This is a genomic window from Streptomyces sp. SL06 (genome assembly GCF_058244745.1).
Window position 1 is genome coordinate 4,184,306 of the sequence record NZ_JBSYOT010000002.1, and the last position, 12,502, is coordinate 4,196,807.

At 69.1% G+C, this 12,502-nt stretch carries 10 protein-coding genes and 5 pseudogenes; 5 read left to right on the top strand and 10 right to left on the bottom strand.

Features of this window, described 5'->3' with window-relative positions:
* Positions 1-16: 16 nt before the first annotated feature.
* From AC4IHM_RS19170 to AC4IHM_RS19195, 6 genes and pseudogenes are all read right to left on the bottom strand, one after another.
* Positions 17-958, bottom strand: a complete 942-nt coding sequence (locus AC4IHM_RS19170) for a Vgb family protein (RefSeq protein WP_490870871.1) — start codon at positions 956-958, stop codon at positions 17-19.
* A pseudogene (locus tag AC4IHM_RS19175) lies at positions 953-1,621 on the bottom strand (alpha/beta hydrolase fold domain-containing protein); the annotation flags it as partial. The pseudogene AC4IHM_RS19175 and the gene AC4IHM_RS19170, both read right to left, overlap by 6 nt.
* A 433-nt stretch (positions 1,622-2,054) precedes the next feature.
* Positions 2,055-3,227 (bottom strand): hypothetical protein, encoded by a 1,173-nt coding sequence (locus AC4IHM_RS19180; protein ID WP_490868236.1) that lies wholly within the window; start codon positions 3,225-3,227, stop codon positions 2,055-2,057.
* Positions 3,228-3,423: 196 nt separating this feature from the next.
* Entirely contained in the window at positions 3,424-3,825 is a 402-nt protein-coding gene (locus AC4IHM_RS19185; protein ID WP_490868237.1) for a TIGR03618 family F420-dependent PPOX class oxidoreductase, read from the bottom strand.
* A 60-nt stretch (positions 3,826-3,885) separates the two neighbouring features.
* Positions 3,886-5,043: an epoxide hydrolase family protein gene (locus AC4IHM_RS19190; protein ID WP_490868238.1), complete on the bottom strand. Its 1,158-nt coding sequence runs from the start codon at positions 5,041-5,043 to the stop codon at positions 3,886-3,888.
* Positions 5,044-5,118: 75 nt separating this feature from the next.
* Positions 5,119-5,694: a PadR family transcriptional regulator gene (locus AC4IHM_RS19195; RefSeq protein ID WP_490868239.1), complete on the bottom strand. Its 576-nt coding sequence runs from the start codon at positions 5,692-5,694 to the stop codon at positions 5,119-5,121.
* Between the two features lie 135 nt (positions 5,695-5,829).
* Between AC4IHM_RS19195 and AC4IHM_RS19200 the strand changes: the two genes are divergently transcribed.
* On the top strand, positions 5,830-6,135 hold the full coding sequence (locus tag AC4IHM_RS19200; protein ID WP_490868240.1) for a helix-turn-helix domain-containing protein: 306 nt from the start codon (positions 5,830-5,832) through the stop codon (positions 6,133-6,135).
* 994 nt (positions 6,136-7,129) lie between these two features.
* Here AC4IHM_RS19200 and AC4IHM_RS19205 read toward each other — a convergent pair.
* Positions 7,130-7,432, bottom strand: coding sequence for a hypothetical protein (locus AC4IHM_RS19205; protein WP_490868241.1), 303 nt, complete (start codon positions 7,430-7,432; stop codon positions 7,130-7,132).
* Between AC4IHM_RS19205 and AC4IHM_RS19210 the strand changes: the two genes are divergently transcribed.
* Complete coding sequence (locus AC4IHM_RS19210) at positions 7,424-8,431, top strand: SNIPE associated domain-containing protein (RefSeq protein WP_490868242.1); 1,008 nt, start codon at positions 7,424-7,426, stop codon at positions 8,429-8,431. The genes AC4IHM_RS19205 and AC4IHM_RS19210 overlap by 9 nt on opposite strands.
* Before the next feature lie 407 nt (positions 8,432-8,838).
* Positions 8,839-9,732, top strand: coding sequence for a transposase (locus AC4IHM_RS19215; RefSeq protein ID WP_490870872.1), 894 nt, complete (start codon positions 8,839-8,841; stop codon positions 9,730-9,732).
* 6 nt (positions 9,733-9,738) lie between these two features.
* Here AC4IHM_RS19215 and AC4IHM_RS19220 read toward each other — a convergent pair.
* A pseudogene (locus AC4IHM_RS19220) lies at positions 9,739-10,128 on the bottom strand (transposase); the annotation flags it as partial.
* Here AC4IHM_RS19220 and AC4IHM_RS19225 point away from each other — a divergent pair.
* A pseudogene (locus tag AC4IHM_RS19225) lies at positions 10,082-10,333 on the top strand (methyltransferase, FxLD system); the annotation flags it as partial. The pseudogenes AC4IHM_RS19220 and AC4IHM_RS19225 overlap by 47 nt on opposite strands.
* 87 nt (positions 10,334-10,420) lie before the next feature.
* Positions 10,421-11,484, top strand: a pseudogene (locus tag AC4IHM_RS19230) (hypothetical protein).
* Between the two features lie 6 nt (positions 11,485-11,490).
* On the opposite strand, the gene AC4IHM_RS19235 reads toward AC4IHM_RS19230, so the two are convergent.
* Both AC4IHM_RS19235 and AC4IHM_RS19240 read right to left on the bottom strand, forming a co-directional pair.
* Entirely contained in the window at positions 11,491-11,943 is a 453-nt protein-coding gene (locus tag AC4IHM_RS19235) for a hypothetical protein (protein ID WP_490868243.1), read from the bottom strand.
* A 76-nt stretch (positions 11,944-12,019) separates the two neighbouring features.
* Positions 12,020-12,240 (bottom strand): annotated as a pseudogene (locus AC4IHM_RS19240) (transposase); the annotation flags it as partial.
* Between the last annotated feature and the right edge of the window lie 262 nt (positions 12,241-12,502).

Here is a 12,502-nt window from a genome sequence, read left to right on the forward strand (position 1 = left end):
CGACGACCGGGGGCGGTCAGGGCAGGACCGCGACCCTGGCCAGGGAACCGGTCTCCAGGGCGCACCACAGGGCGCCGCCGTGCTCGGCGATGCCGTGCGGTTCGCTGTCGGGGCGGGAGAGCGCGTACGAGGTGACGCTGCCGTCGACGGTGATCCGGCCGACCCGGCCGCTGCCCCACTCGGTGAACCACAGCGCACCGTCGGGCCCCGCCGTGACCGCGTGCGGCCTGGCCGCGGGGTCGGACAGCGGGTACTCGGTGATGTCGCCGGCCACCGTGATCCGGCCGATCCGGCCGGCCCCGATCTCGGTGAACCACAGGGCGCCGTCGGGTCCCGCGGCGATGCCCACCGGCGCGGCGCCCTCGGTCGGCAGGGGGTACGCGGTGCCGTGTCCGTCGGTGGTGAGCCGCCCGACGGCGTTGTGCTGGTTGAGGGTGCACCACAGGGCCCCGTCCGGACCGGCCGTGACGGCGGAGGGGAAGGCACCGGGCGCCGGATACTCGGTGACGACGCCGTCCATGGTGACGCGGCCGACGCGGTCCACGGCGGAGAGCGTGAACCACATGGCACCGTCCGGCCCGGCGGTGATCCCGTACGGCCCGCCCTCGGCGGAGAGGGGCGCGAAGGAGGAGTAGGAGCCGTCTGGAGTGATCCGGCCGATGCGGTGCGTGCGGTACTCGGTGAACCACAGGGCCCCGTCCGGGCCCTGTGCGATCACGGTCGGTCCGTCCCCGACCGGGTGGACGGTGATCCGCCCGTCGCCCGGGTCCCTGCGGCCGACGGCACCCCGGTGGACGAGGGTGAACCAGAGGGCGCCGTCCGGTCCCTCGACGAGGGCGTAGGGCCCGGCGTCCGGGTCGCTCACGGCGAACTCCCGTACCGGGTCGGCGAGTAGGCGACCGACCTCCTCGAACAGCTCGGCGCCGTCCTCCTCGGAGAGGTGGAAGGCGTGCCGCATGCCCTCGTGGACTCGCAACCGCACACGCACCCCCGCGTCCCGCGCGGCCCGTGCGAGCCGGCGGGCGTCGTCCAGCAGCACCTCGTCGCCGCCCACCGCGACGAACAGCGCGGGCAGCCCGCGCAGATCGCCGTACAGCGGTGACTGCGGCGCCTCGTCGGCCGCCGCGCCCGCGAGGTACTGGGCGCACACGGAGGTGAGGACGGTGGTGCCGAGGACGTCCTTGCCCTCGTTGGCCGTCAGGGAGGCGCCGGTGAGCGCCAGGTCCGTCAGGGGCGAGACGACGACCGCGGCGCCGGGCCGGGGGCCGCCGGTCCGCTCGATCTCCAGCAGGGCGGACAGTACGAGGGTCGCCCCGGCCGACTCCCCGAAGAACGCCACGCGCGCGGCGGGAACGCCCTGTTCCAGCACGCTTGCCCAGGCGGCGAGGACATCCTCCAGGGCCGCCGGGTAGGGGTGGGCGGGCGCCAGCCGGTAGTCCACGCGCAGAACGGGGCGCCCGGTGGCCCGCGACAGCCGGCGGGCGACGGCACGCTCGGCGTCCGGCATGGTGTGGGCGAAGCCGCCGCCGTGCACGTAGATGACGGCGCCGCCCCGACGCTCCCCGGCGCCGGGCGCGCTCACCCAGTCGAGTACGGGATGTTCCTCGGTACGTTTCTTCATCGGTGGGCGACGCTAGGCAGGACGACTCGGCGCCGTCAACGCAAATACGCTGCGGAGACCGAGAAGCGTGAGCCGCGGCAGCGGATCTCCGACCAGGCGACCGGGCGACGCCGCCCGGGTCGCGAAGAAGACGGTGACGAACTGTGGAGCGGTTCGGCCGTGGCCCCGCCGGTGATGAAGGCCGTGGGTGCGGACACGACGCGTTCCTTTGCTGCCGTGCAGCCGAGGGCAAGCAGGAATCCAGGACGGCGACGGACGCACCGGCCACGCTGCGGGCCGGTTGGCTGGAGAAGCGGCCGGGGTACGCGCCCGAGCGCCCCGGAAGGCGGCGCACTGCCGGTTCCGCGGGCGACGACGCGCAGGACCGGGGACCCGGTGTCCCAGGCGGCATCTCGGCGCGTCGACGCCCCTTGCCGCTTCGGGGCCCGCCCCGCTACTGGCCGCCGCCGCCCTCACGCCAGGCGGAGCGACGCGCACGGTCCTTGTCGCGCAGGCACGTTGCCAGTCCGACGAACTCGTTCCTGGCCTCCCGCGGATCACGGCCCTCGAGCAGAAGCTCCGTCAGGGAGGCCACCGGCCAGGTGACGAGGACGCCGTGTCGTACGAAGTACACGGCGAGGGTGCGGATGCGGAAGACGTTGGCGGTGTCCAGCCACGCGCCGGCGAGCATTTTCCAGATACGGCGGCGCCCCCGGCGCGCGACATCGGCGCTGACCACGGCCGCGGTCTCCAACAGGGTCGCCCCGTCCGGGCCGTTGAGCAGGAAGGTCTGGTCGTCCCAGTGGTCGAAGACCACAGGGCAGTTGATGCCCCAGGGCGCGCCGACGGGCGGATCACCGGCCAGGCCGCGCATCTGCTCAAGGGCGCCCGAGGTACTCAACCGCCGTGTGAGGGCCAGGGGATCGGCGATCGCGTCGTCGTCCGCGCTGCGGTGCAACTCCGCGACGCTCGGCACATCGTCGCGGAACACCCGGAAGAGCGGGTGCTCGATGCTGTCGTTGCGGTAGGCGTACTGGAACGCGGCGAGGATCCAGCACAGCCGGGCCAGCCCCCGTTCGGCACCCGGCCCGCCGAGCCGGCCGAGCGTCGCGTGCTCGGCGAAGTACCGGCGCATCCGCTCGAACAGCTCGCTCAGTACCGGTTCGTCCGGCAGACCGGGACGCGAGAAGCGGCGGTGTCGCCGCTCCCCGGGGCTGAACACCATGCCGACCGTCGCCCCCGCGTCGCGCGCCACCTTGAGGTCGACCCAGTCGCCCGGCGTAGGACGCATGTCCAACGCCCGCTCGCGCCGATACTCCGGCAACCGGGCGTGAGTCGGATAACGCGTCGCCTGCTCATCGGCCCAGGAACGCGAGACGAGCCCGGCACCGGCCAGCCCGAGCAACGAGGAGTAGGGCGGGGCGGGTTGGACCAGGGCGGCAAGCCGGAGAGCGAAGGCCCGGCCGGCCTGGCTCCAGTGGTGACGGTCGATCTGTCCCTCCGGCCGAGTGATCTCACTCCCACGCACCCGCACCGCCAAATCCCGCGCCACCTCGGCCGATCCGGTCAACCGTGTCTCGCACCAGTCACTCAACTCACCGTGGTACAGATGCGAGAGGATCGACATGCGGTGATTGTATGGTCACACCCTGGCACGGGGGGAGATCGCCGACCGATGCTTCGCACTCGCGCCCACAGCGCGCTTCCGCGGACGGGACGCACGCTCGGCCCGGTGCCGTTCGCGCCACAACGGACCCAGCTCTGCCACCAGTTCAGCCATCACGTTGGCCGACAGGCCCGTGATCCTCCGGTGCACGCACTCGTCAGTGCGTGGGGGCGTGAATGACGGTGTCGACGGCGATGGTCAGCAGGATCCGAGTCTGTCCCGGGCCGCCGTAGGAGGTGTAGGGCCGACCGGTGTACTTCTGGGAGAGGTGTTCGACGTTCTCGGCGGCACCGTCGGTGGTGGCGGCGATCACGTGCCCCTTCACCCCGAAGTAGCGGGTTGTGTCGTCGGGGTCGGCGATACTCAGAGCGACGCGCGGGTCACGTTGTACGTTCTTCGCCTTGCGGTAGCCCTCGACGGTGTTGACGAGGATGTTCTCGCCGTCGGTGTCCACCCAGGTCTGCGTGAGCTGGGGCGAGCCGTCGGGCATCGTCGTGGCGATGAAGCAGGGACTCGGCCGCCGCAGCAGTTCGAGGAGTTCGGTCGGCAGAGCCGCCATGAGATCGTGCCCTTCCGCAAGGAGGTCGGTGGAGGGAGGCCGCGGCGCAGGCATCCGTGCTCAGCGCACGGATCGGAAAGTGGCCCGGACGTCATCGGCGAAGCGCTTCGGCTGCTCCAGGGCCGCGAAGTGGCCTCCTGCGGCGGGCTCGCTGAAGTGGATCACGTTGCTGTAGCGGCGCTCGATCCAGCGCCTGGACTTTCGCACGTGCTCCTCGGGGAACATGCTGAACCCGGCGGGCACGGTGATGGGTTCGGCGGGGGACGGCGCGGAGGGGCGGGGCGCCTGGGCCATCTCCCAGTACGTTCGGGCGGAGGACGCTCCGGTGCCGGGAAGCCAGTACAGCATGACGGTGTCGAGCAGTTCGTCCAGGGTGAATGACGCTTCCGCGTCTCCTGGTGTGCCGCAGGTGTCCTGGTACATCGCGTAGATCCAGGCGGCCAGGCCGACGGGCGAGTCCGCGAGGGAGTAGCCGATGGTCTGCGGACGGGTCGCCTGTTGTTTGGCGTAGCCCGAAAGGTTCTCCCAGAACCAGCCGGCGCTGTCGAGCATCGCCTGTTCCTGCGCGGTGGCGTCCTCGATCTCCTCGGGCGTGGGCGGGAACATGGCGAAGTTGAGGTGCAGTCCGACGCAGCCGTCCGGGGCCGCGCGACCGATCTCGTCGGTGACCGCGCAGCCGAGATCGCCGCCCTGCGCACCCCACCGCTGGTACCCGAGCCGGTCCATCAGGGTGATCCAGGCGCCGGCGATCCGGGGAAATCCCCAGCCGGGTGCGGTCGGCCGGTCGGAGAATCCGAATCCCGGGAGCGACGGCACCACGAGGTGGAAGGCGTCGCGCGGATCGCCGCCGTGGGCCGCGGGGTCGGTCAGCGGTCCGATGACCTTGTGGAAGTCGAGGACCGAGCTGGGCCATCCGTGGGTCATGATCAAGGGGAGGGCGTCCGGCTCCGGCGAGCGCACGTGGAGGAAGTGGATTCCCAGGCCGTCGATGGTGGTGCGGGACTGGCCGAAACCGTTGAGGGTCTCCTCGCAGCGCCGCCAGTCGTAGGTGTGGAGCCAGTAGTCGTGCAGGGCGCGAACCTTGGCCAGTTGGGGACCCTGGCTCGTGTCGGGCACGGTTTCGGCGTCGGGCCACCGTGTGCGGGAGAGACGTTCAGCCAGATCGGTCAGCTGCTCGTCGGGAATGGACAGCGTGAAGGGCTCGATCAGTTCCGACATGGCGCATGCTCCATATGGTCCGCACGTCGGCCGCGCAGTTCGCGGGGCGGTACGTGCTGGGGTGGTGCCCGGCAATCAGGGGTTGCCGGGCTGGCGGGTCCGCTCGTCGGCGACGATCGCGGGCACCGCGTTCAGGACTTCCTGGAGCCAGGCGACTTCGGCGCGCAGCCGGTGCGCGCCGTGGCTGACCGCGAGGGACTCGCTCACCGTCAGCTGGCCGCTGTCGATGGCCTGCGCGTTCAGCGCCTCGGTGGTGGACAGCATGGAGGAGACTTCGTCCAGCCGCGAGGCGATCACGGCGTGGAGATCGTCCAGCTTCCCGGGGTCCAGGCGAGTGAGGGCCAGGTCGAAGGGGTCCGGCTTCATCCATACGTGGCTGAGCCCCTGCGACTGGAGCTCTCGTAGCCGCCGCCGCCCTTCGTCGGTTATGCCGTACACCTGACGCTCGGGCAGATTCCCCTCCCGCTCGACTCGTATCTCAGCGAGCAGCCCTTCGGACAGCAGCCGTTTGATCGCCTGGTACAGGCTGCCCACCGACACGTCCGTCCACAGGTGCAGATGCTCCCGCTCTGCCTGGAGACGGACCTTGTGCCCGTGCATCTCGCCGTTCCTCGCAAACGTGTCGAGGATGAACAACCTGATCGATGACATACGAGTACTCTTGCATGAGTACCGGCTCGTGACAAATGCCGGCAAGCGAGGCCGGCCTTGCGATTCCTCTGCCTTGAGGCCTGCGGGACCGAGCGGCCACGCCCAGCACGTCTACGAGCGGCGCAGGGAGAGCTGATGAATCACAGCACATGGAGGACGCGCCGGACTCGCCGGCTCGCGGGTGAGGCGGTGGAGTACGACCAGGAGTACGTCGACGCCCGCCTGGCCGGCGACCTCGGGCAGGCGGTCTACGACCGTCGGATCGAGCTGGGCCTGTCCCAGACGGAGCTGGCGGAGCGGGCCGGGATGACCCAGCCCCAGGTCTCCCGGATGGAGGGCGGCGACACCGTGCCGACGCTCCCGCTGCTGCGGCGCCTGGCCAGGGCCCTGGACGGCACACTGAACCTGACCATCGAAGAAGTCGACGCACACGTCACCTGAACCGACGAAGGGCACCCACAAAAAACTGTAGGTGCCCTTTCCTGTGCCCCGGGAAGGATTCGAACCTGCGACACCCGCTCTAGGAGTTTTCTCTGATCAAGGTCGTGACCTGGGGAAACTCCCCCATGACCGCGTTTGACCTGGAGAAACATGTCTCGGTGGTTCTTGCAGGTTCCGAGGGTTTCCCGGCCTCATGTGTGCTGAATCCGTTCCGGGCCGACTGCAGGGGGCGCGACCTCGTGCCACAGGTCGCGGGCGCGGCGCGCGCGGCGTGGCCAGGGGGAGGCACAAGACGCGGAGGAGTACGCGCCCGTGTGGTGGATCATCACCCCGTTCATAGTCGTGCGTTCTTGAGAACGGACAGGAACTTGTCCGCGGACAGAGGGGTGGCCACCTTCGCTTCGCCTTCACCCGGTGCGTCAGGGGCGGTCGGCCGTGCCCGGGGGCGCCGGACCGGTCCCCCGGGGATGAAGGGCACTTCGCTGCCGGCGGAGGGCCCGTCCTGACAGCGGCCGGAGTCCAACGGCTCCCTGCGGCTCACCGACCTCGTCGGATCTGCTGCCAGGAGAGCCAAAAACAGGAGATGGCAGGACGAAGGTCCACAAGGCCGAGTACGTTCGACTCGGCCCGCTGGCTGCCGGACGGCATCGGGGTTACGCCGGCCGTCTCTCGCCCTCGCGACAGGAGTCGTTGCCCCATGACCTACCGGTTCAACCCGCCGCCCACCTGGCCCGCCCCGCCGGAGGGGTGGAGCCCGCCACCGGGCTGGGAACCGGATCCCGCATGGCCCACACCCCCAGGCTGGCAGATCTGGATCCCGGAAGGGGCCGTGCCGCAGTCGAGCGCACCCGTTCCTCAGCAGTCCCCCTACGGTCCCCAGGTGACGGTCCCGGCCACAGGTGGGGGTCTGTTCGGTCGGCGCCGTAAGCAAGCGGAGTCCGAGGCGGCGCGTCTGGCGGGCGAGCTGGCGCTGATGGAAACACAGGTACGCGGACTACAGGACGACAACCGTCACCTGACAGAGCAATTGAGTCGTCTCATCGGGGCCGACAGCGCTCAGATAGCCGCCGAGCAGCAGCGACTGCGCCGCGCGCATGAGGAGAAGCTCCAAGAGATCGGACGGATCGACGCTCTCCTCGACGAGAAGATAGAGCACGCCGCCGAGAGCGCCGCGCAGTCCCTGGTCGACGTGCGCCGGCAAGCCGACGACATGGCTCGCCAGACGGCGGAGGCCGAACAGCGCCTCACGGCCGCGCGCCGGGATCTGGTGCTCACCGATGAGACGCGGATGCTGCAAGAGGCCGGCATCTACGAGTACCGCCATCCACTCGCCGACGCGCTCGCCTACAAGGACCGGCTCGACAGCCTCAAGGCCCGCTACAAGCAGTTGGCGAGGGACGATCGGGCAGTGCTCGGGAACCAGTACTGGATGGTGGACGGCTCAGCTGCCAAGGGCCGCAAGATGGTCCGTGACTTCTCCAAGCTGATGCTGCGCGCGTACAACGCCGAGGCGGACAACGCAGTGCGCGGCATGAAGCCCCACCGGCTCGACTCGCTGATCGACCGGCTCGGCAAGACGCGGGAGTCGATCGCCCGGCTCGGCGCCACCATGCAGATCCGCATCGGCGATGACTACCACCAGCTGCGGGTACAGGAGTTGGAGCTGACGGCGGACTACCTGGTGAGGAAGGAGACCGAGCGGGAGGAGCAGCGAGAGCTACGAGCCCAGCAGCGCGAGGAGGAGCGCCTGCAGCGCGAGATTGAGCGCGAGCGGCAGCGGCTGGAGAAGGAACGCAGCCACTACGAGGGCGCCCTGCGCCGCCTGCGCTCCGGCACCGGTGATGAGGCCGCCATCGCCGAACTTGAAGGAAAACTGGCCGAGTTGGGCGCCGAGCTGGAGACGGTCGAGGCCCGCGAGGCCAACATCCGGGCCGGATACGTCTACGTCATCTCCAACGTCGGAGCGTTCGGCGAACGCATGGTCAAGATCGGTATGACCCGGCGCCTCGATCCCATGGACCGCGTCATCGAACTCGGGGACGCGTCCGTCCCCTTCCGCTTCGACGTACACGCCCTGATCTTCAGTGGGGACGCCGTCGGCCTGGAACGCCGCCTGCACCAGGAGTTCGAGTCCCGCCGCGTCAACCGGGTAAACCTACGACGGGAGTTCTTCTACGTCACACCGGCAGACGTACGCGCCGCCCTGCAGCGGCTCGCCGGACAGCACCTCCTGGAGTTCCAGGACACGCCCGAGGCTCCTGAATGGAGGGCCAGCCAGGCCGCTGCCGGGCGGTGACGGGCTCGACTCAGCCAACCTCGTCGGGTGGTCCAGACGGCAGGCGGCGCCATACAGACTGATCCAGCTGACCTTGGAGGTACTTCCCGCCGCGAGGTGAGCGGTCACTTCTCCGGTTGAGGTGATCGCGAGCCAAACGGACACCTGTACCTAGCTGATGCCCCCAGTTCTAGCAGGAGGCCGCCGACGCCCCCATGGGGTCGGTGGAAACCCCGTAACCAGGACGTCGCCTAGCGTTACATCCCCGCACACGCCGCTGGTCAGCGTGACGGCTGCTGAGTGCTTGATCCGCTTATGACAGCCTGTGCTGGACGGTCCACTCACGCATCGCGCACGCACGAAGCCGGCATCCTGAGGCAACGTCGCAGCACGCGGTCAAGCCAGACCATTCAGAGGAGCACGCGGAGCTGGCACGGTGTTGCGGGGGCGGAACGCTCAGCCGTTCGGGGCCCGACCGCAAGGTGGCGGGACCGCTCCGCGTCCAGCGGGCCGTGTTCACCGCAGTGGTGTACGTGCTGACCAGCGGCTGTGCCTGGCGGCATCTGCCGCCGACGTTCGGCACGTCCTCCGCCACCGCGCATCGCCGCTTCATGGTATGGACCGAGGTCGGCCTGTGGCGTCGGCTGCATCGGGCGGTGCTGGACGAACTCGGGGTCCGGGGCGAGGTGGACTGGACCTCGGCGATCGTCGACGCGGCCTCCGTTCGCGCCAAAGACATCTCAGGGGGCTATGAAGTCAAGCCGGCTTCTCGATTCGGGGGTGACAGGAGCGGTGCGAAGGCGTGCTGTTCGTCAATAGCCAGGGTGGTCGTTGTTCGAGTGTGCCTCGGTAGTGTTATGGACATGCCCGAGGCGTGGATCGGCTTCAACGCTCGTGATCGGCGGCGGTACTGGTGGCGGACGGGCATCCTGACGCTGGCGCTCGCTGGTGTGATGGTGGCGATGAGCCTGACCACACATGAACCGGGCAAATGGTGGTGGTTCGGTGGCCTGGGGGCCTTCTCCATAGTGGTGGTCTTGAGCACGATCAACACGATCTATGGCCAGGTCCTACTGACCATGGCGGGGTTGGAACTCCACACCTTCGTGAGTAGGCGAGTGGTTCCCTGGAGCGAGGTCGCGCGCATCGAGGAGCGGCGGCGGGTGAGACGGAGCGGAACCTGGTCGGACCTTCGTGTCATCAGGACCCATGGACGCTCGCTCACGATTCCGGGGACCCTCACCAATCGCGTGATGGATGCCGAACTCGAGCGGAAGCAGGCCGTCATCCAAGAGCACTGGTCCCGTGCCGTCGGTGGCTGAGGGAACTTATGCTCCGAGAGCCTCGGCTGCGATGGGGAAAGCGACGGCCTCCTCGAAAAGCTGGCCGTGCTGAAGGCGGTGGTGGAGCTGGCCGAGGAAGCGGTTCAGCAAGTGCCTTTGTGCGGCGGCATGCCAGTCACCATGCTCGCGTCGGCGTCGGTAGTGTGCGTTCGCTCCCGGTGAGGCGGTGAGGGCCCGGAGGAAGCCGGCATTGATGAGGCGAGTGTTCTTGACGAACCGGCGGCCGACGAAACGCTTCTTGCCGGAGGCCCGGGTGATGGGGGCGGATCCGGCGTACGACTTGAGCGCCCTGGCGTCGGCGAACCGTGCCCGGTCGTCGCCCAGCTCGGCCCGGCGCGTGAGCAAGGAGAAGACCCCCGAGGGTGGCAAGCTCAGGGAGTTCGGTGTCGTTGGCCACGGTCCCGGCAGCGATGAGCTGGCCGCGAGGGTCGCCGACGCCATCCGCACCTGGGACAGCGACTACCGCGACCGTGAGGCCACGTTCGAAATCCAGCCTCTCGACGCCCCCGAGATCGAGCAGCGCCCGGGTCTCTTCGCCCTTGACACCCCGCTGAACCGCATCGTCGTCGACTGGCGGTGACGCCCCACGTGTAGCGGACGGTGCCTACGGCACGCAGTCGGCGGGCACCGTCGCCCCACCAGCCCTCACTCACACACTGGGGGACACATGGATCCGCACGGTCCCACAGCCCAGCGCTTCCCGCTCGTCGCCCGATTCCGGCCCGCCTGCCTGCCCCTGCCCGAGCGTGCGCGCGGTCTCGCTCATCGCCTCCGACCTCGGCCTTCCCGATCTCGCCCGCGAGATGTGCCACCAGCACGCCGCCGCCTACCTCCACGCCTGCCCCCTCCCCGGCATGAGCGCGATCCGAGGGTTGGAACCGGTCGTCAACCTGGCCCGCCTCCACATCCGCGCCGGCCGTGCAGATGAGGGGCGTCAGCGACTGCTCGACCTGTACAAGGCCGTCAAGGCGGGCACAGCCGCCCGGTTCGACGGCGTCAACGTACCCGCGGACCTCACTACGACCGACGAAGACCGCCAGGAGGTTCGCGCCTGGCTGTGGCGCGTCCTCCTCGCCGACGGCACACGCACCCTCACCACCGAGGGGCAATGGGTCGAGGCCCTGGCGCACATCGAAGCCCACCATGGCATCGGAAAACGGATGCTCGACGGCCGACAGGTCGCCGTACTCGCCGCCCTCACCGCGGGTGACACCACGTGGGCCGATGTCCTCCTTGCCGACACGGTGCCCGGCGATCCGTGGGAGCAAGCCGTCACTGCATGCCTGACCGTTCTAGGCCGCCGCGACGCCGGGCAGCCGATCGACGGTCACCTGGCGGACCTGGTGACGGCCTACCTCGCACGGAAGACCGAACCCGGGACGACTGTCTTCGACACCCGGCTCGGACTTACGATTCTCGACGCGATCGGTTCCGCCGGGGCGCTCGTCGCGCGCCGCATCGTCGAGGACCTCCACCGCAGGACGACGGACGCCGCAGACGGCTACGCGGCCCGCGAGAACTTGGCTCACCCTCATGTTCACCGAGATCGCCACGGACCGGCAAGTGCAGGACTGTCGCGCGCTGGTGCGCGCCTGCGCCCTCGGCGCTGGGATCGTCCCGGACGAGTTGCGAGGAGAGCTGACGGCGGCTCTGCGCGCCAGCGAGGGCGTGATCCGGGAAAGCCTCGTGCGTTCCTCCGATCCCGGAGGAACGCGACCCGTCCGGTTCTGACGATGTCTACCGGCGCTGTCGGTGCTGCTGTTCGGTAGGCGATGGAGGCACCGAGGGGAGCCGACCGTTTCCGGTCTGCTCAGAACCCCCTAACGAAATGCTCTGTGCGGGCTTGAGGGCTTGCTCGGTGTCGTGAACGAGCGTGGTTGTTACCGTCCGGATGTGACCTTGACTGATCTCAGCAACGGCTTTCGTGATGATGAGCAGCGGCGGCGCGTCCAGAGGGTCATTCATGATCGTCTCGCAGACGACCGTGACCCGCAGGAATGCCGCTTCCTCATGCGGTTCTGGTGGCAGTTGGTCGTGTCGTACCAAGAGGTGTCGATGGACGAGCTCAGCCTGAACGTCGGCAAGCCGAAGCTGGAGGTGGTAGCGGCGCTGATCAACGCCATCAGGTCGTTCCACGCCGACATCGATGCCTGGATCACCACCACACAGCAAGTCCTCCCGGTGATCCAAGATCGCGGTTTCAGGGCCCGCCCATGGCGACGAAAGTTAACGCGTTCGGAGCTTCTTCGCCGAGGTCCCACACCAAGCGGCGGTACTTGTCGTGGTCGTAGCCACGGTCGGCCGGCACCATATCCGGGCGGCGACGAGGCCGGTCGTGCTTGCCCCGCACGGGGGGGGGACGGCCTGGAGGAGCGGGATCAGCTGGGTGACGTCGTTGCGGTTGCCGCCGGTCAGGGTCGCGGCGAGCGGGATGCCGGTGGCGTCGGTGATCAAGTGAGGCTTGCTGCCCGTTCTGCCACGGTCGACTCACGCGGCCGGGGCCGATCTGAACACCGCTTCTGAAGCGGCACCCGACCCCGAGGGTGGGGAGGAGCCCGACGCGGAATCCGTGCCGAACGGTGCTGATCCGTTGGGAGATATTTCGTAGTTCAACCTTCCGTCCGCTCACACGCACCGCTCACGCAAACGGCCCCGGACCAGGAGTCCGAGGCCGAGTAGAAGCCCTCCCTGGGGAAGAAACCCCAGTTCAGAACGGTAATGCGTTGTGCCCCCGGCAGGATTCGAACCT

Coding starts and splice junctions, on each gene's coding strand:
- AC4IHM_RS19200 (WP_490868240.1), top strand. CDS start 5,830: ATGAATCACAGCACATGGAGGACGCGCCGGACTCGCCGGCTCGCGGGT.
- AC4IHM_RS19170 (WP_490870871.1), bottom strand. CDS start 958: ATGCGGCACGCCTTCCACCTCTCCGAGGAGGACGGCGCCGAGCTGTTC.
- AC4IHM_RS19190 (WP_490868238.1), bottom strand. CDS start 5,043: ATGTCGGAACTGATCGAGCCCTTCACGCTGTCCATTCCCGACGAGCAG.
- AC4IHM_RS19210 (WP_490868242.1), top strand. CDS start 7,424: ATGCTGCAAGAGGCCGGCATCTACGAGTACCGCCATCCACTCGCCGAC.
- AC4IHM_RS19180 (WP_490868236.1), bottom strand. CDS start 3,227: ATGTCGATCCTCTCGCATCTGTACCACGGTGAGTTGAGTGACTGGTGC.
- AC4IHM_RS19195 (WP_490868239.1), bottom strand. CDS start 5,694: ATGTCATCGATCAGGTTGTTCATCCTCGACACGTTTGCGAGGAACGGC.
- AC4IHM_RS19185 (WP_490868237.1), bottom strand. CDS start 3,825: ATGGCGGCTCTGCCGACCGAACTCCTCGAACTGCTGCGGCGGCCGAGT.